Below are 18,602 nucleotides of genomic sequence, written 5' to 3' on the forward strand. Positions count from 1 at the left end.
TTCACTTATAAAGAACCCGGCCCTTGTACAGGGGCCGGGTTTTTTTTGGTCTGTACAAGGAGTGAGCAATGGTGCTGCGTAAAGCAGGCGGGGTGCTGGCATGCCTGGCGGTGCTGGTTTCGCCGCTGGCCATGGCGGCGGGCAAGTGTGAACGCCTGGTGGCAACCGGCAGCCCTGATTCACCGCCCTATTCATGGCAGGACCCCAACGACCCGAAACACCTGATCGGCGCCAACGTCGACCTGCTGCGCCAGGTGGCTGGCGAGCTGGGTGTGAAAGTGGAGGTGCTGAGCGCCGGCCGTCGTGACCAGGCGCTGGAAGAAGTACGTAGCGGGCGGATAGACCTGCTGCTCGACACCCCCATGCAGGTGGAGCAACTGACCGCGCTGGACTACATCCATCCACCCCTGCAGCTCAACGAATACCTGGTGTGGACGCGCCACGACGCCACACTGACCTTCGAGGGCCCGGCTGACCTGGCCCAGTACCAAGGCAGTTTGTCCGAGCGCGCGCGGCTGACCCCGGCCTTTACCGCTTTCGCCAAGGCCCAGCTGAAGCTGGTGCCGGCACAGAACCTGACCCAGGCATTCCAGAAGCTGGTGCTCGGCCAGGTGGATTATGTGCTCGCTGGCCGCTATTCGGGCATCGCCATGGCCCAGAGCCTGGGCATGAGCAATGACCTGATCGCCCGCGGCCTGCCGGTGGATCGGCCGGGCCTGTACCTGGCGCTGTCGCACAATTCGGCCTGCAATGACAGCTGGCTGCGTGGGCAATTGGCGAAAAAACTGACAGAATTGCCGATCTCCGGAGCATCCGAGGCCGTGCTGCAACGTAATGTCGAGCGCTGGAAAGCGCAGCTGCAGGTGCCGTCGGACGCCCCCAAACACTAGGAAGATTGCGTGAGAACCCAACCACTAATCCTTGCCCTGGCCGTGCTCGGCCTGGCTGGCTGCGCCAACGATCCGGCCCCTAACGAGCAGATGCGCATCTCCGAACAGGCACTGGAGCAGGCCAGGGCCGTCGGTGCCACCGAGCAGGTCGATGCGCTCAAGCTGGCTGAAGACAAGCTGGCCCGGGCCAAGACCAACATGCTCACCGAAGACTACCGCGATGCGCGCATGCGTGCCGAGCAGGCCGAGCTGGATGCGCGCCTGGCCGAGGCCCAGGTACTGAACCAGAAGAGCGAAGAGCAACTGCAACTGCTGCAGTCGCGGGTCCAGCGCCTGCGCAAACAGTTGGAGGTGCAGCCATGATCCGTCGCATGCCATTGGCCGCGCTGGCAGTGCTGGCGCTGGCGGCAGGTTTGCAAGGTTGCGCCAGCCAGCGCAGCAGCGCAGCGCTGGATGATGCCACTGCAGCTTTCCAGAAGGTCAAGGATGATTCCAATGTGCTGCGCAGCGCGCCGCGCGACGTGATTCGCGCAGGCGAGTCGCTGGCCCGTGCCGAGCGCCTGTCCAGCTACATCGGCACCGGTGCCGACGTGCGCCATTACGCCTACCTGAGCCAGCGCTACAGCGAAATTGCCAGTGAGCATGCCAAGCTGGCGTTGAACCAGGAGCGCCAGGCCAAGCTCGACCTGGAGCGCCAGCGCCTGCAGCTGGCCCTGCGCGAGGCCAAGCTGGCCAGTGTTCAGCAGCAGGGCAAGTGGGTCGAATCGCAGATCGCCGCGCTGGCCTCGGAGCAGGCCGACCGTGGTCTGGTGATGACCCTGGGGGACGTGCTGTTCGACACCGGCCGCGCCGACCTGAAGAACTCAGCCAGCCGTACCGTGCTCAAGCTGGTGCAGTTCCTCCAGCTCAACCCGCGCCGGGTGGTTCGGATCGAGGGCTATACCGACAGCACCGGCCCGGCCGAGGACAACCTGAAGCTGTCCCGTGACCGGGCGCAAGCCGTGGCCGACATGCTGGTAGACCTGGGTATCGACGAGAAGCGCCTGCAGGTCGAGGGGTATGGCGACCAGTACCCGATCGAGGCCAATGCCTCGGAGCGCGGCAGGGCGCAGAACCGCCGGGTGGAGATCGTGTTCTCCGATGACAAGGGCAAGCTGGCGCCAGCACGCTGAATCATGTGAAAGGGGCCGCTTTGCGGCCCATTGCAGGCAAGCCAGCTCCCACAGGTGATGAACAGGGCTTGAGGTCAATGCATCAAGGTGGGAGCTGGCTTGCCGGCGATGGGCTGCGAAGCAGCCCCGCTTTTCGTCGGGCTACCCGGGCTTGATCGTTTCCATGGCTGTCACGCAACTGTATTGTTGACTATCCTGCGATCTGTCCCAGTACACTTTGCAACTGTTACGGTATCCTCTACCGTCAGACACAAGAACAACGAGCCCGTCCGCGCGTCGAGAGCCAGCCATGACCAACCTGCTGTTGTACCAGCGTATCGCCCAGCAACTGGCCGATGACATCCGTCGTGGTGTCTACCAGCCAGGCGAGCGGGTGCCCTCCGTGCGCAAGATGAGCGCCCAGCTCAATGTCAGCCATGCCACGGTGCTGCAGGCCTATGCCAATCTCGAGGACCAGGGGCTGATTCGTGCGCGGCCGCAGTCCGGCTACTACGTGCACCAGACCCCGGCCCTGACCGCGCAGACCCCGGACATCGCCCGCGTGGAGCGCCCCGGCCTGGTCACCCGCGCCAGTATCATCCAGCAGGTACTGACCGAGGCTCGCCGTGATGGCGTGTTCCCGTTCGGCGCCGCTGTGCCGCATGTCGACTACCTGCCGGTCCGTGCATTGCACCAGCAGATTGCCAAGGTGACGCGCTTCCACAGCCCGCGTGCCTTCAGCTACATGTTCAGCCCCGGCTTCGAGCCGCTGCGCCGGCAGATCGCCATTCGCATGCGTGATGCCGGCGTCCTGGTCGACCCGCGTGAAGTGATCGTGACCCATGGCTGTGTCGATGCGCTGCAGATGTCGCTGCGCGTGCTGACTCGTCCAGGCGACCTGATCGCGGCCGAATCGCCCACCTATTACGGTCTGCTGCAACTGGCCGACCTGCTGGGCCTGAAGGTGATCGAGATCCCCAGCGACCCGTCCACCGGCATCAGCCTCGAGGCGCTGCAACTGGCCGCCAACCAGTGGTCGATCAAGGCCCTGGTCCTGACCGCGCGCCTCAGCAATCCGCTGGGTGGTACTGTCCCGGAAGAGCGGCAGAAGCAGTTGCTGCGCCTGGCGTCGGACTTCGATATCCAGATCGTCGAGGATGACATCTATGGCGAGCTGATGTTCGAGCAAGGCAAGACCAAGGCGCTCAAGGCATTCGACCGCCTGGACCGAGTAATCTATTGCTCGAGTTTTTCCAAGACCCTGTCCCCTGGTGTTCGAGTTGGCTGGATGATCGCCGGGCGCTATCAGGACGAGATCCAGCGCCTGCAAACCTTCACCACCCACTCGGCCTGCAGCGTGACGCAGATGGGTGTGGCGGCCTACCTGGAGAATGGCGGCTACGACCGGCACCTGCGTTACATCCGCCAGGAGTACCGCAAGAACCTCAGTGCCTACCAGCTGGCGGTGCAGCAACACTTCCCCGAGGGTACCCAGATGACCCGGCCGACGGGCGGTTTCATCCTTTGGGTGAGCCTGCCGGGGCGGGTCAACACCCAGGAGCTGCATGTGCGTGCGCTGGAGCAGGGCATCAGTATTGCGCCGGGGCTGATCTTCAGTAACACCGAGCAATTCAACCACTGCATCCGCCTTAATTGCGGTATACCGTGGAACAAGGAAGCCGAGCGCGCGGTGATCACCCTCGGTTTGCTGGCCCAGCAATTGTGCCGGGAGCCAGCGGCAGCATTTTTATAGGCTTGCCACGCGCCTGTGGAACAGGGAGCATACGCACTTTTCCTGCCAGTCTGTCCATTTGCCATGAATGCTCTGCGCCGTTTTGCCCTGATCTTGTGCCTTGTACCGCTCTGCAGCCTGGCTGGTGTTGCCCAGGCTGCGCAGCCGGCAGGCCAGGCGCAGGCGGCCAAGTCGGTGCAGAAAGCCAAGCCGGTGCAGAAGGCCGGAGCCAGGCCAGCGCACAAGCAACCAGCAAAAAAAGCCGGTAACAGCAAGGCCAGGCCGGCGCGCAAGCAGGTGAGCAAGGAGGTTGCCAAGCCGCTACCCAAGGCAAAGCTCGACCTCAGCCTGCCGGCCGAGATGGTCGATAACCTTGAGCCAAATGTGGGCAGCCTGTCGCCGATACAGCGTCGCAAACCTCTACTGCCTCCCATGTTCACTGAAAAGCCGGAGACCAGCGACAGCCCGTTCCAGCTCAATGGCCGGTTGATCAGCAATGAAATGCAGCTGCAGCTACGCAATGACAGCCGTCGGGAAGTGGAAGGGGCGGCCATCGATTTCGAGTACCGCCAGTAGCTGGCGAACTGACTGCCGGGTCACAGCAGATTTCATCGTGCCAGCAATTTCAAACGCCTGTTTGAGCGGTTACTATCCAGGGACGTTCGTCCCGTTTTGTTCCAGGGAGTCCTTATTTTGGTGAATAGCCATGAACTGTCGTGAGGGCTGTGGTGCCTGCTGCATCGCCCCGTCCATCACCTCTGCGATGCCGCGCATGCCCAATGGCAAGCCGGCTGGCGAGCGCTGCCTGCACCTGACTGTCGACAACCTCTGCGACTTGTTCGGCAAGCCCGAACGGCCTGCGGTGTGTGGTGGTTTCAAGGCGGATGTCGAGGTGTGTGGCAGTGATCGTGATGAGGCCATAAGGATTCTCGGCTGGTGGGAACAGATAACGGCGGCGTGACAGGCTGGATCTTCGAAAACAAGGATAAACATGATGAGATCGTTCAAGCGTATTGCTCTGCTGTGTGGCATGGGTGTTCTGCTGTCGCCTGCGGCCTGGGCCGAAAACTGGCAGGTAGCCAAGGACGAGGAGGGGATCAAGGTTTCCCTCAGCGAAGTGGCTGGTTCCAAGTACAAGGCCTATCAAGGCGTTACCGTGATCAAGGCGCCGCTGGCCAAGGTGCAGGCCTTGCAAGAGGATGTGGTCGGGGCCTGTGCCTGGATTCACGAATGCAAGTTGCAGAAGTTGCTCAAGCACGAAGGTGACCAGAGCTGGACCTACACCCAGTTCAATACGCCATGGCCGGTGACGCCGCGGGACTCGGTGTTGCATGTGACTACTGTGAAGGAGGCTGATGGCAGCCTGGTGCGCAACCTGAAGGAAGAGCCGACCTATATCCCGGAAGAGAAGGGCTTTGTGCGGGTGGCGAAGGTCGAAGGCTTCTGGAAGCTGGTGCCCAAGGGCGACAGCACGGAAGTGACCTATCAGGTGCACACCGAGCCGGGTGGCAGCGTGCCGGCGATGGTGGCCAACAAGTTCGTGGTGGATGCGCCGTTCAATACCCTGAAAGGGTTGCGGGAGCGGGCGGAGAAAAACTGAGGCATTGTGTCGAGCAGAAATAAAAAAGGCTGCCCGAGGGCAGCCTTTTTGCGTTCGGCTAGGGAAGCTTACTTGCGGTCCTGCAGCGCAACGATGTCGCGCTTCTGCTCGCCGGTGTACAGCTGGCGCGGGCGGCCGATCTTGTACGGGCTGGAGAGCATTTCTTTCCAGTGCGAGATCCAGCCCACGGTACGTGCCAGGGCGAAGATCACGGTGAACATGCTGGTCGGAATGCCGATTGCCTTGAGGATGATCCCCGAGTAGAAGTCGACGTTCGGGTACAGCGAGCGCTCGATGAAGTACGGATCGGTCAGGGCGATCTCTTCCAGGCGCATGGCCAGTTCCAGCTGCGGGTCGTTCTTGATGCCCAGCTCGCGCAGGACTTCGTCGCAGGTCTGCTTCATCACGGTGGCGCGCGGGTCGCGGTTTTTGTACACGCGGTGACCGAAGCCCATGAGCTTGAACGGGTCGTTCTTGTCCTTGGCCTTGGCGATGAACTTGTCGATGTTCGAGACATCGCCGATTTCATCGAGCATGGTCAGTACCGCTTCGTTCGCACCGCCATGGGCCGGGCCCCAAAGTGCGGCGATACCGGCGGCGATACAGGCGAACGGGTTGGCACCCGACGAACCGGCCAGACGAACGGTGGAAGTGGAGGCGTTCTGCTCGTGGTCGGCGTGGAGGATGAAGATCCGGTCCATCGCCTTGGCCAGCACCGGGCTGATCGGTTTGATCTCGCACGGGGTGTTGAACATCATGTGCAGGAAGTTTTCCGCGTACGACAGGTCGTTGCGCGGGTACATCATCGGCTGGCCCATGGAGTACTTGTAAACCATCGCGGCCAGGGTCGGCATCTTGGCGACCAGGCGCACCGCGGAAATCTCGCGGTGTTGCGGGTTATTGATGTCCAGGGAGTCGTGATAGAACGCCGACAGGGCGCCAACCACGCCGCACATCACCGCCATCGGGTGGGCGTCGCGGCGGAAGCCGTTGAAGAAGGACTTCAGCTGCTCGTGAACCATGGTGTGGTTCTTCACGGTGCTGACGAACTGGGCCTTCTGCTCGGCATTCGGCAGTTCGCCGTTGAGCAGCAGGTAGCAGGTTTCGAGGTAGTCGGACTTTTCGGCGAGCTGCTCGATCGGGTAGCCGCGGTGCAGCAGGATACCTTTGTCGCCGTCAATGTAGGTGATCTTCGACTCGCACGAGGCAGTCGCCATGAAACCAGGGTCGAAGGTGAAGTGACCAGTGGCCCCCAACCCGCGGACGTCGATTACATCAGGACCAACGGTGCCGGTTAAAATGGGCAGCTCGACGGGGGCAGCGCCCTCGATGACCAACTGCGCTTTTTTGTCAGCCATGTGGCCTCCTATTAATGCTTGAAATCATCAGACAGACCCCCCACGCAGGGCCCGCACCACTATAGAGGGATAAATTCAGATGTCAATTTGCCTAAAGGCTTGTTGAAACAGGCATTGAGGCCTGATTTTTCGCGAAATTCTCGCCCATTTACGCCTTTTGTGCGCTAAAGGCAATGCGCTATTTGGGCTACCCCGTCACGTTGTCATAAGCAGCCTAACTGTCTATACTCGCAACCCGACCGCCAGGGGCTTGCAAGCCCGAACTGCTGGGGGTCGCCGTTCCCTGGGTGGTGGGTACCTGACCAGTACACTTACCAACAACTTTGCCCTGATTCGCTAGGGGCTCTTCAGTGTGAAAAAAGCCGTGAAAAGCCAACGACCTGTAAACCTAGACCTAAGGACCATCAAGCTCCCCGTCACTGCGTACACGTCCATCCTGCATCGTATCTCCGGCGTCATCCTGTTCCTCGGCCTTGCCATCATGCTTTATGCACTGGGCAAGTCGCTGGGTTCCGAGGAAGGCTTTGGTGAGGTGAAGGCGTGTCTGACCAGCCCGCTGGCCAAATTCGTGACCTGGGGCCTGCTGTCCGCCCTGCTTTATCACCTCGTGGCAGGTGTTCGTCACCTGATCATGGACATGGGCATCGGTGAGACGCTGGAAGGCGGCAAGCTGGGCTCGAAAATCGTGATCGTCATCTCCGTGGTGCTGATCGTTCTGGTGGGAGTTTGGGTATGGTAACCAATGTCACGAACCTGTCGCGTTCGGGCCTCTATGACTGGATGGCGCAGCGCGTTTCTGCGGTCGTTCTCGCGGCTTACTTCCTCTTCCTGATCGGCTACGTGGTCGCCCACCCAGGCATCGACTACACCCAGTGGCATGGTCTGTTCTCCAACAACGCGATGCGGATCTTCAGTCTGCTGGCCCTCGTTGCCCTGGGCGCTCACGCCTGGGTCGGCATGTGGACCATTGCGACCGACTACCTGACGCCTATGTCGTTCGGCAAGTCGGCTACTGCGATTCGTTTCCTGTTCCAGGCGGTATGCGGCGTTGCGATGTTCGCTTACTTCGTCTGGGGTGTGCAGATTCTCTGGGGTATCTGATCCATGGCTAGCATTCCAACCATTTCCTTCGACGCCATCATCATCGGTGGCGGCGGCGCCGGCATGCGCGCTGCGCTGCAGCTGGCTCAAGGCGGCCACAAGACTGCCGTAGTCACCAAGGTCTTCCCGACCCGTTCGCACACTGTATCCGCCCAGGGCGGCATCACCTGCGCCATCGCTTCGGCCGACCCGAACGACGACTGGCGCTGGCACATGTACGATACCGTCAAGGGCTCCGACTACATCGGTGACCAGGACGCTATCGAATACATGTGTCAGGAAGGCCCGGCTGCGGTCTTCGAGCTGGACCACATGGGCCTGCCGTTCTCGCGTACCGAAACCGGTCGCATCTACCAGCGTCCGTTCGGTGGCCAGTCCAAGGACTTCGGCAAGGGTGGCCAGGCTGCCCGTACCTGCGCCGCTTCCGACCGTACCGGTCACGCGCTGCTGCACACCCTGTACCAGGGCAACCTGAAAGCCGGCACCACCTTCCTCAACGAGTACTACGCAGTTGACCTGGTGAAGAACCAGGACGGCGCATTCGTTGGCGTGATCGCGATCTGCATCGAAACCGGCGAGACCCTGTACATCAAGTCCAAGGCCACCGTGCTGGCAACTGGCGGTGCCGGCCGTATCTACGCCTCCACCACCAACGCCCTGATCAACACCGGTGACGGCGTGGGCATGGCCCTGCGTGCCGGCGTGCCGGTGCAGGACATCGAAATGTGGCAGTTCCACCCGACCGGCATCGCCGGCGCCGGTGTACTGGTCACCGAAGGTTGCCGCGGTGAGGGTGGCTACCTGATCAACGCCCACGGCGAGCGCTTCATGGAGCGTTACGCGCCGAACGCGAAAGACCTGGCCGGCCGCGACGTGGTCGCTCGTTCCATGGTCAAGGAAATCATCGCCGGCAACGGCGTGGGCCCGAACAAGGACCACGTACTGCTGAAGCTGGACCACCTGGGCGAGGAAGTGCTGCACAGCCGCCTGCCAGGTATCTGCGAGCTGTCCAAGACCTTCGCCCACGTCGACCCTGTGGTCGCGCCGGTACCGGTCATCCCGACCTGCCACTACATGATGGGCGGCGTTGCCACCAACATTCATGGCCAGGCCATTACCATGGACGCCGAAGGCAACGATCACATCATCCCGGGCCTGTTCGCCGTAGGTGAAGTGGCGTGCGTATCTGTTCACGGTGCCAACCGCCTGGGCGGCAACTCGCTGCTCGACCTGGTGGTGTTCGGCCGTGCTGCCGGCCTGCACCTGGAGAAGGCGCTGACCGAAGGCGTGGAATACCGCGACGCCAGCGACACCGACGTCGATGTTGCCCTGAACCGCCTGAACAAGCTGAACGAGCGCACCACTGGTGAAGACGTTGCCAGCCTGAAGCGCGAGCTGCAGAGCTGCATGCAGAACTACTTCGGTGTATTCCGTACTGGCGAATACATGCAGAAGGGTATCGAGCAGCTGGCCGGTCTGCGTGACCGTATCGCCAACGTCAAGATCAACGACAAGTCCCAGGCCTTCAACACCGCGCGTATCGAAGCGCTGGAGCTGCAGAACCTGCTGGAAGTCGCCGAAGCTACCGCCATCGCGGCAGAAGCCCGTAAAGAGTCCCGCGGCGCTCACGCCCGTGAAGACTACGAAGACCGTGACGACGAAAACTGGCTGTGCCACACCCTGTACTACCCGGGTGAGAAGCGCGTCGCCAAGCGTGGCGTCAACTTTGCGCCGAAGACTGTTCCAGCCTTCGAACCAAAAGTCCGGACTTACTAAGGGTGGCCGCTATGTTGCAAGTCGAAGTTTATCGTTATAACCCGGACACCGATTCGGCGCCGAAAATGCAGACCTTCCAGGTCGATACCGGCGGCAAGGATCTGATGGTTCTGGACGTGCTGGCACTGATCAAGGAACAGGACGAAGGTTTCTCCTATCGTCGCTCGTGCCGTGAAGGCGTTTGCGGTTCCGATGGCATGAACATCAACGGCAAGAACGGCCTGGCCTGCATCACCCCGTTGTCGGCGGTGGTGAAGGGCAACAAGCTGATTCTGCGTCCGCTGCCGGGCCTGCCGGTCATTCGTGACCTGGTCGTCGACATGAGCATCTTCTACAAGCAGTACGAGAAGGTGAAGCCGTTCCTGCAGAACGACACCCCGGCACCGGCCATCGAGCGCCTGCAGTCGCCGGAAGACCGCGACAAGCTGGACGGCCTGTACGAGTGCATCCTGTGCGCTTGCTGTTCGACCTCCTGCCCGTCGTTCTGGTGGAACCCGGACAAGTTCCTGGGCCCCGCCGCACTGCTGCAGGCCTATCGCTTCCTGGCCGACAGCCGTGACACCAAGACCCAGGAGCGCCTGGCGTCCCTGGATGACCCGTTCAGCGTGTTCCGCTGCCGCGGGATCATGAACTGCGTCAACGTTTGCCCGAAAGGTCTGAACCCGACCAAGGCAATCGGCCACGTACGTAACATGCTGCTGCAAAGCGGCACCTGATACAAAGAGTTGTACCTGCAGTAAGCCGAGGTGCGGGTGGTGAGCCCGCACTGAGGTAAAACCCGAACAAGGGCCCACAAAGCCTGCGTTCATTACCTATGAAGATATGAGACCAGCAGGGGCTTCCGGGCTGGTACCCGGAAAATCAGCAGGATCCAAGTGGCGTGGTTCAGTCGCTGTATTCGGACTTTTCCAGGTTTGCTGTGGCTCTCGCCGATCAGTCCCCTAACCGAGGGTGACCAAGCATGCAAGAAAGCGTGATGCAGCGCATGTGGGAAAGCGCCCACCTTTCAGGTGGTAACGCTGCATATGTGGAAGAGCTTTATGAGCTCTACCTGCACGACCCTAACGCTGTGCCAGAAGAGTGGCGCACCTACTTCCAGAAGTTGCCCGCCGACGGCAGCACCGCTACCGATGTATCGCACTCGACAATCCGCGACCATTTCGTACTGCTGGCAAAGAACCAGCGCCGCGCCCAACCGGTATCCGCCGGGAGCGTGAGCAGTGAACACGAGAAGAAGCAGGTTGAAGTTCTGCGACTGATCCAGGCCTATCGTATGCGCGGCCATCAGGCTGCCAAGCTCGACCCGTTGGGGTTGTGGCAGCGTCCTGCGCCCGTAGACCTGTCGATCAATCACTACGGCTTGACCAATGCCGATCTTGATACGACCTTCCGTGCCGGCGACCTGTTCATCGGCAAAGAGGAGGCGAGCCTACGCGAGATCTTCGAGGCGCTCCAGAAGACATATTGTCGCACCATTGGCGCCGAGTTCACCCATATCGTCGATTCCGAGCAGCGCAGCTGGTTCCAGCAGCGTCTGGAAAGCGTGCGCGGCCGTCCGGAGTTTTCCGCTGACGTGCAGGCCCACCTGCTCGAGCGCGTGACCGCCGGTGAAGGCCTTGAGAAATATCTGGGCACCAAGTACCCAGGCACCAAGCGTTTCGGCCTCGAGGGCGGCGAAAGCCTGATCCCGATGCTGGACGAGATGATCCAGCGCTCCGGTTCCTACGGCACCAAGGAAGTCGTGATCGGCATGGCCCACCGTGGCCGCCTGAACGTTCTGGTCAACACCTTCGGCAAGAACCCGCGCGAGCTGTTCGACGAGTTCGAAGGCAAGAAGATGAACGAGCTGGGCTCCGGTGACGTCAAGTACCACCAGGGCTTCTCCTCGAACGTGATGACCCCGGGTGGCGAAGTGCACCTGGCCATGGCGTTCAACCCGTCCCACCTGGAAATCGTCTCGCCAGTGGTCGAGGGTTCGGTGCGCGCCCGTCAGGACCGCCGCAACGACACCGTTGGCGACAAGGTACTGCCGATCTCGATCCACGGCGACGCAGCATTCGCCGGCCAGGGCGTGGTCATGGAAACCTTCCAGATGTCGCAGACCCGCGGTTTCAAGACCGGCGGCACCGTGCACATCGTGATCAACAACCAGGTTGGTTTCACCATCAGCAACCCGCTGGACGCGCGCTCCACCGAGTACGCCACCGACGTTGCCAAGATGATCCAGGCACCGATCCTGCACGTGAACGGCGACGACCCGGAAGCCGTGCTGTTCGTGACCCAGCTGGCCATCGACTACCGCATGCAGTTCAAGCGTGACGTGGTCATCGACCTGGTCTGCTACCGCCGCCGCGGCCACAACGAGGCCGACGAGCCGAACGGCACCCAGCCTTTGATGTACCAGCAGATCAGCAAGCAGCGCACCACGCGTGAACTTTACGCTGAGGCACTGATCCAGGCCGGCCGCATCGATGCCGAGCGCGCCCAGGCCAAGATCGACGAGTACCGCAACGCGCTGGACAACGGCCTGCACGTGGTGAAGAGCCTGGTCAAGGAGCCGAACCGCGAGCTGTTCGTCGACTGGCGTCCGTACCTGGGCCATGCCTGGACCGCGCGTCACGATACCCGCTTCGACCTCAAGACCCTGCAGGAACTGTCGGCCAAGCTGCTGGAGATCCCGGAAGGTTTCGTCGTCCAGCGCCAGGTCGCCAAGATCTACGAAGACCGCCAGAAGATGCAGGCCGGTGGCTTGCCGATCAACTGGGGTTATGCAGAGACCATGGCCTACGCCACCCTGCAGTTCGAAGGTCACCCGATCCGCATGACCGGCCAGGACATCGGCCGTGGCACCTTCTCGCACCGTCACGCGGTGCTGCACAACCAGAAGGACGCCAGCACCTACGTACCGCTGAAGAACCTGTTCCCGGGCCAGCCTCAGTTCGAACTGTACGACTCCTTCCTGTCGGAAGAAGCGGTACTGGCCTTCGAATACGGCTACTCGACCACCACGCCGAACGCGCTGGTGATCTGGGAAGCCCAGTTCGGTGACTTCGCCAACGGTGCGCAAGTGGTGATCGACCAGTTCATCACCAGCGGCGAGCACAAGTGGGGCCGTCTGTGCGGTCTGACCATGCTGCTGCCACACGGTTATGAAGGGCAGGGCCCGGAGCACTCCTCCGCGCGCCTGGAGCGTTACCTGCAGCTGTGCGCCGAGCACAACATCCAGGTCTGCGTACCGACCACCCCGGCCCAGATCTACCACCTGCTGCGTCGCCAGGTCATCCGTCCGCTGCGCAAGCCGCTGATCGTGCTGACGCCGAAGTCCCTGCTGCGCCACAAGCTGGCCATCTCGACCCTGGAAGACCTGGCAGAAGGCTCGTTCCAGACCGTGATCCCGGAAATCGACAGCCTCGATCCGGCCAAGGTCGAACGCCTGGTCCTGTGCGGCGGCAAGGTTTACTACGACCTGCTGGAAAAACGCCGTGCCGAAGGCCGCGAAGACATCGCCATCGTGCGTATCGAGCAGCTGTATCCGTTCCCTGAGGACGACCTGGTCGAAATCCTGGCGCCTTACACCAACCTCAAGCATGCGGTCTGGTGTCAGGAAGAGCCGATGAACCAGGGCGCCTGGTACAGCAGCCAGCACCACATGCGCCGTATCCTGGGCCGCCACAACAAGGCACTGGTCCTGGAATACGCCGGCCGCGACGCTTCCGCCGCGCCAGCCTGTGGTTACGCATCGAAGCACGCCGAACAGCAGGAAAAACTGCTGCAAGATGCCTTCACTGTTTAATGCCTTCGCGCACCTGAAACCGAATTTAAGGAAACACAGATAATGGCTATCGAGATCAAAGCCCCAACCTTCCCGGAATCGGTTGCCGATGGCACCGTTGCCACCTGGCACAAGCAGCCGGGCGATGCCGTCAAGCGTGACGAGCTGATCGTCGACATCGAGACCGACAAGGTCGTCCTGGAAGTACTGGCCACCGCCGACGGCGTGCTGGGCGCCATCGTCAAGGGCGAGGGCGACACCGTCCTGTCCGACGAAGTACTGGGTTCGATCGTTGAAGGCGGTGCTGCCGCCGCTGCACCAGCTGTCGCCCCGGCCGCTGCTGCCCCGGCTGCCGCTGCTGCCGACGCTGGCGAAGAAGACCCGGTTGCCGCCCCGGCCGCGCGCAAGCTGGCTGAAGAGAACGGCATCGACCTGGCTACCGTTGCCGGCACCGGCAAAGGCGGTCGCATCACCAAGGAAGACGTCGTCGCTGCCGTCGCCAACAAGAAGTCGGCGCCTGCTGCAGCTGCCAAGCCTGCCGCCGCTGCCGCTGCTGCCCCGGTTGTCGTTGCCGCTGGCGACCGCACCGAGAAGCGCGTGCCGATGACCCGCCTGCGCGCCAAGATCGCCGAGCGTCTGGTCGAAGCCCAGTCGAGCATGGCCATGCTGACCACCTTCAACGAAGTCGACATGACCGAAGTCATGGCCCTGCGTTCGAAGTACAAGGACCTGTTCGAGAAGACCCACAACGGCGTGCGCCTGGGCTTCATGTCGTTCTTCGTCAAGGCTGCCACCGAAGCCCTGAAGCGCTTCCCGGCTGTCAACGCCTCGATCGATGGCAACGACATCGTCTACCACGGCTACGCCGACGTCGGCGTTGCCGTGTCCAGCGATCGTGGCCTGGTGGTGCCGGTACTGCGTAACGCCGAGTCGATGAGCCTGGCGGAAATCGAGAACGGCATCGCCACCTTCGGCAAGAAGGCTCGTGATGGCAAGCTGGCCATCGAAGAGATGACTGGCGGCACCTTCACCATCACCAACGGTGGTACCTTCGGTTCGATGATGTCGACCCCGATCGTCAACCCGCCGCAGGCCGCCATTCTCGGCATGCACAACATCATCCAGCGCCCGATGGCCATCAATGGTCAGGTTGTGATTCGCCCGATGATGTACCTGGCGCTGTCGTACGATCACCGCCTGATCGACGGCAAGGAAGCGGTAACCTTCCTGGTCACCATCAAGAACCTGCTGGAAGATCCGTCTCGCCTGCTGCTGGACATCTAACCCTCTGGCTGCGTACCGTGCCGGCCCTGGCTTCGCAGGAAGCCATGCCGCGCGGTCCGCGGCTTGTAGCTTGTAGCTGATAAGGAATCTTTTATGACCCAGAAATTCGACGTAGTGGTGATTGGTGCAGGTCCTGGCGGCTATGTTGCTGCCATCAAGGCCGCACAACTTGGTCTGAAGACTGCCTGTATCGAGAAGTACACCGACGCCGAGGGCAAGCTGGCCCTGGGCGGCACCTGCCTGAACGTAGGTTGCATTCCTTCCAAGGCGCTGCTGGACAGCTCCTGGAAGTACAAGGAAGCCAAAGAGAGCTTCAACGTCCACGGTATCTCCACTGGCGAAGTGAAGATGGACGTCGCCGCGATGGTTGGCCGCAAGGCTGGCATCGTCAAGAACCTGACCGGTGGCGTTGCCACCCTGTTCAAGGCCAACGGCGTTACTTCCATCCAGGGCCACGGCAAGCTGCTGGCCGGCAAGAAAGTCGAAGTCACCAAGGCTGACGGCACCACCGAAGTCATCGAAGCCGAGAACGTGATCCTGGCTTCCGGCTCGCGCCCGATCGACATTCCACCGGCTCCGGTCGACCAGAACGTCATCGTCGACTCCACCGGCGCCCTGGAATTCCAGGCCGTGCCGAAGCGCCTGGGCGTTATCGGAGCTGGCGTGATCGGCCTGGAACTGGGCTCGGTATGGGCTCGCCTGGGTGCTGAAGTCACCGTTCTGGAAGCCTTGGACACCTTCCTGATGGCTGCCGACACCGCCGTGTCGAAAGAAGCCCAGAAGACCCTGACCAAGCAAGGCCTGGACATCAAGCTGGGTGCGCGCGTCACCGGCTCGAAAGTCAACGGCAACGAAGTCGAAGTGACCTACACCGACGCCAACGGCGAGCAGAAGATCACCTTCGACAAGCTGATCGTCGCGGTTGGCCGTCGCCCGGTGACCACCGACCTGCTGGCTGCCGACAGCGGTGTGACCATCGATGAGCGTGGCTACATCTTCGTCGACGACTACTGCGCTACCAGCGTGCCTGGCGTGTACGCCATCGGTGACGTGGTGCGCGGCATGATGCTGGCCCACAAGGCCTCGGAAGAGGGCATCATGGTGGTCGAGCGCATCAAGGGCCACAAGGCCCAGATGAACTACGACCTGATTCCGTCGGTCATCTACACCCACCCGGAAATCGCGTGGGTCGGCAAGACCGAACAGGCCTTGAAGGCCGAGGGCGTTGAGGTTAACGTGGGCACCTTCCCGTTCGCGGCCAGCGGCCGTGCGATGGCTGCCAACGACACCGGTGGTTTCGTCAAGGTCATCGCCGATGCCAAGACCGACCGCGTCCTGGGTGTGCACGTGATTGGCCCATCGGCTGCCGAACTGGTGCAGCAGGGCGCAATCGCAATGGAATTCGGCACCAGTGCCGAGGATCTGGGCATGATGGTCTTCAGCCATCCGACCCTGTCCGAAGCGTTGCATGAAGCAGCGCTGGCAGTGAATGGCGGCGCCATTCACGTGGCCAACCGTAAGAAGCGTTAATTATAAGAAACCACGGCGGGCTGCCCGTCGTGAGTCTTGCGTGCATGACTCACCGCGGAAAGTCCGCCGGACCGGATCACACGGGAAAACCCGGGGTCAACGGTCACAGGTGGTGCGGCGCCAGTGATGGCGCAGCGCCGAAGCGCAGTACCTAACGAAGACGGTAAAAAGCATGAATCTTCACGAGTATCAGGGTAAGCAGCTGTTCGCTGAGTACGGCCTGCCAGTTTCCAAGGGTTTCGCTGTCGATACCCCTGAGCAAGCTGCAGAAGCCTGCGACAAGATCGGCGGGAACGAGTGGGTGGTAAAAGCCCAGGTTCACGCGGGTGGTCGCGGTAAGGCGGGCGGCGTCAAGCTGGTTCGCAGCAAAGAAGACGCCAAGGCGTTCGCTGCACAGTGGTTGGGCAAGAATCTGGTTACCTACCAGACCGATGCCAACGGTCAACCCGTCTCCAAGATTCTGGTCGAATCCTGCACTGACATCGCCAAAGAGCTGTACCTGGGCGCTGTAGTCGATCGTTCGAGCCGCCGTATCGTGTTCATGGCTTCCACCGAAGGTGGCGTGGACATCGAGAAAGTCGCTCACGAAACGCCTGAGAAGATCCTCAAGGCCACCATCGACCCGCTGGTCGGCGCTCAGCCGTTCCAGGGTCGCGAGCTGGCATTCCAGCTGGGCCTGGAAGGCAAGCAAGTTCAACAGTTCGCCAAGATCTTCGTTGGTCTGGCCAAGCTGTTCAAGGATCACGACCTGGCCCTGCTGGAAGTGAACCCGCTGGTGATCAAGGCCGACGGCGACCTGCACTGCCTCGATGCCAAGATCAACATCGACGCCAACGCCATGTACCGTCAGCCGAAGCTGAAAACCTTCCACGACCCGTCGCAGGACGACGCCCGTGAAGCCCACGCTGCCAAGTTCGAACTGAACTACGTTGCCCTCGAAGGCAACATCGGCTGCATGGTCAACGGTGCCGGCCTGGCCATGGGTACCATGGACATCGTCAACCTGCACGGCGGCAAGCCGGCCAACTTCCTCGACGTTGGCGGTGGTGCTACCAAAGAGCGCGTTACCGAAGCGTTCAAGATCATTCTGTCCGACAGCAATGTCGCGGCCGTTCTGGTCAACATCTTCGGCGGCATCGTTCGCTGCGACATGATTGCCGAAGGCATCATCGGTGCAGTGAAAGAAGTCGGCGTGAAAGTTCCGGTTGTCGTTCGCCTTGAAGGCAACAACGCCGAACTGGGCGCTAAAGTACTGGCAGAAAGCGGTTTGAACATCATTGCGGCAACCAGCCTGACCGACGCTGCTCAACAAGTTGTCAAAGCTGCGGAGGGCAAGTAATGAGCGTCCTGATCAATAAAGACACCAAAGTCATCTGCCAGGGCTTCACTGGCTCGCAGGGTACTTTCCACTCCGAACAGGCCATCGCCTACGGCACCAAGATGGTCGGCGGCGTAACCCCAGGCAAGGGTGGCACCACCCACCTGGGCCTGCCAGTGTTCAACACTGTGAAAGAAGCTGTGGAAGCTACCGGCGCCGACGCTTCGGTGATCTACGTTCCGGCTCCTTTCTGCAAGGACTCGATCCTGGAAGCTGCCTTCGGCGGCATCAAGCTGATCGTGTGCATCACCGAAGGCATTCCTACCCTGGACATGCTGGATGCCAAGGTCAAGTGCGACGAGCTGGGCGTGACCCTGATCGGCCCTAACTGCCCAGGTGTCATCACCCCGGGCGAGTGCAAGATCGGCATCATGCCTGGCCACATCCACCTGCCAGGCAAGGTCGGTATCGTTTCGCGTTCCGGCACCCTGACCTACGAAGCTGTGAAGCAGACCACCGACGCCGGCTTCGGCCAGTCGACCTGCGTCGGCATCGGCGGTGACCCGATCCCGGGCTCCAACTTCATCGACATCCTGAAGCTGTTCCAGGAAGACCCGAAGACCGAAGCGATCGTCATGATCGGTGAGATCGGCGGTTCGGCTGAAGAAGAAGCTGCGGCCTACATCAAGGCCAACGTCACCAAGCCTGTCGTTTCCTACATCGCTGGTGTTACCGCACCTGCGGGCAAGCGCATGGGCCACGCTGGCGCCATCATCTCCGGCGGCAAGGGTACTGCGGACGAGAAGTTCGCGGCCCTGCAGGACGCTGGTGTGAAGACCGTGCGTTCCCTGGCTGACATCGGCAAGGCCCTGGCCGAGCTGACTGGCTGGGAAGTCAAGAAGTAATACTGCTACACCCCCCACGCGCACAGAGGCCACCTTCGGGTGGCCTTTGTCGTTTCTGGGGCTTGGGTAATCCTGCACTGGCCCTATCGCCGGCAAGCCAGCTCCCACAGGAGATCACCACAGGCCCTGATTGTGAAGGTCTCCTGTGGGAGCTGGCTTGCCGGCGATAGGGCCAGTGCAAACTG

17 protein-coding genes are annotated in these 18,602 nt (G+C 61.5%); 16 read left to right on the forward strand and 1 reads right to left on the reverse strand.

Annotated features, from left to right (window positions below; genetic code table 11):
- The first annotated feature begins 68 nt into the window (after positions 1-68).
- From IMX18_RS05950 to IMX18_RS05980, 7 genes are all read left to right on the forward strand, one after another.
- Entirely contained in the window at positions 69-890 is an 822-nt protein-coding gene (locus tag IMX18_RS05950) for a substrate-binding periplasmic protein (protein ID WP_191472291.1), read from the forward strand.
- 9 nt (positions 891-899) lie between these two features.
- Positions 900-1,253, forward strand: coding sequence for a DUF4398 domain-containing protein (locus IMX18_RS05955; RefSeq protein WP_013973451.1), 354 nt, complete (start codon positions 900-902; stop codon positions 1,251-1,253).
- Positions 1,250-2,062: an OmpA family protein gene (locus IMX18_RS05960; RefSeq protein ID WP_015271099.1), complete on the forward strand. Its 813-nt coding sequence runs from the start codon at positions 1,250-1,252 to the stop codon at positions 2,060-2,062. Before IMX18_RS05955 ends, IMX18_RS05960 begins: the two co-directional genes overlap by 4 nt.
- A 289-nt stretch (positions 2,063-2,351) precedes the next feature.
- Positions 2,352-3,794, forward strand: coding sequence for an aminotransferase-like domain-containing protein (locus tag IMX18_RS05965; protein WP_013973449.1), 1,443 nt, complete (start codon positions 2,352-2,354; stop codon positions 3,792-3,794).
- 63 nt (positions 3,795-3,857) lie between these two features.
- Positions 3,858-4,349: a hypothetical protein gene (locus IMX18_RS05970; RefSeq protein WP_085720468.1), complete on the forward strand. Its 492-nt coding sequence runs from the start codon at positions 3,858-3,860 to the stop codon at positions 4,347-4,349.
- Positions 4,350-4,479: 130 nt separating this feature from the next.
- On the forward strand, positions 4,480-4,734 hold the full coding sequence (locus IMX18_RS05975) for a YkgJ family cysteine cluster protein (RefSeq protein ID WP_023661894.1): 255 nt from the start codon (positions 4,480-4,482) through the stop codon (positions 4,732-4,734).
- A gap of 33 nt (positions 4,735-4,767) precedes the next feature.
- Positions 4,768-5,373: an START domain-containing protein gene (locus tag IMX18_RS05980; protein ID WP_061304243.1), complete on the forward strand. Its 606-nt coding sequence runs from the start codon at positions 4,768-4,770 to the stop codon at positions 5,371-5,373.
- Positions 5,374-5,441: 68 nt separating this feature from the next.
- Here IMX18_RS05980 and gltA read toward each other — a convergent pair whose 3' ends face one another.
- Positions 5,442-6,731: a citrate synthase gene (gene gltA / locus IMX18_RS05985; RefSeq protein ID WP_013973445.1), complete on the reverse strand. Its 1,290-nt coding sequence runs from the start codon at positions 6,729-6,731 to the stop codon at positions 5,442-5,444.
- A 352-nt stretch (positions 6,732-7,083) separates the two neighbouring features.
- Here gltA and sdhC point away from each other — a divergent pair, with 352 nt between their 5' ends.
- The 9 genes from sdhC to sucD all read left to right on the forward strand — a co-directional run bounded on the left by sdhC (position 7,084) and on the right by sucD (position 18,417).
- Positions 7,084-7,470, forward strand: a complete 387-nt coding sequence (sdhC, locus tag IMX18_RS05990) for a succinate dehydrogenase, cytochrome b556 subunit (RefSeq protein WP_012315350.1) — start codon at positions 7,084-7,086, stop codon at positions 7,468-7,470.
- A complete protein-coding gene (sdhD, locus tag IMX18_RS05995) occupies positions 7,464-7,832 on the forward strand; it encodes a succinate dehydrogenase, hydrophobic membrane anchor protein (protein ID WP_003254214.1) in 369 nt (122 codons plus the stop codon). Before sdhC ends, sdhD begins: the two co-directional genes overlap by 7 nt.
- Positions 7,833-7,835: 3 nt before the next feature.
- Positions 7,836-9,608, forward strand: a complete 1,773-nt coding sequence (gene sdhA / locus IMX18_RS06000) for a succinate dehydrogenase flavoprotein subunit (protein ID WP_013973442.1) — start codon at positions 7,836-7,838, stop codon at positions 9,606-9,608.
- 11 nt (positions 9,609-9,619) lie between these two features.
- Positions 9,620-10,324, forward strand: a complete 705-nt coding sequence (locus IMX18_RS06005) for a succinate dehydrogenase iron-sulfur subunit (protein ID WP_011534752.1) — start codon at positions 9,620-9,622, stop codon at positions 10,322-10,324.
- A 245-nt stretch (positions 10,325-10,569) separates the two neighbouring features.
- A complete protein-coding gene (locus tag IMX18_RS06010) occupies positions 10,570-13,401 on the forward strand; it encodes a 2-oxoglutarate dehydrogenase E1 component (RefSeq protein ID WP_013973441.1) in 2,832 nt (943 codons plus the stop codon).
- Between the two features lie 42 nt (positions 13,402-13,443).
- The gene (odhB, locus tag IMX18_RS06015; RefSeq protein WP_139657837.1) at positions 13,444-14,664 is read left to right on the forward strand and encodes a 2-oxoglutarate dehydrogenase complex dihydrolipoyllysine-residue succinyltransferase; all 1,221 of its coding nucleotides are present in this window, start codon (positions 13,444-13,446) and stop codon (positions 14,662-14,664) included.
- Positions 14,665-14,757: 93 nt separating this feature from the next.
- On the forward strand, positions 14,758-16,194 hold the full coding sequence (lpdA, locus tag IMX18_RS06020; protein ID WP_013973439.1) for a dihydrolipoyl dehydrogenase: 1,437 nt from the start codon (positions 14,758-14,760) through the stop codon (positions 16,192-16,194).
- 172 nt (positions 16,195-16,366) lie between these two features.
- Positions 16,367-17,533 (forward strand): ADP-forming succinate--CoA ligase subunit beta, encoded by a 1,167-nt coding sequence (sucC, locus tag IMX18_RS06025; protein ID WP_003254205.1) that lies wholly within the window; start codon positions 16,367-16,369, stop codon positions 17,531-17,533.
- Positions 17,533-18,417: a succinate--CoA ligase subunit alpha gene (sucD, locus tag IMX18_RS06030; protein ID WP_004376004.1), complete on the forward strand. Its 885-nt coding sequence runs from the start codon at positions 17,533-17,535 to the stop codon at positions 18,415-18,417. Before sucC ends, sucD begins: the two co-directional genes overlap by 1 nt.
- The last annotated feature ends 185 nt before the right edge of the window (positions 18,418-18,602 follow it).

The sequence above is a fragment of the Pseudomonas shirazica genome, from assembly GCF_015168335.1.
GTDB classification, from domain to species: Bacteria; Pseudomonadota; Gammaproteobacteria; order Pseudomonadales; family Pseudomonadaceae; genus Aquipseudomonas; species Aquipseudomonas asiatica.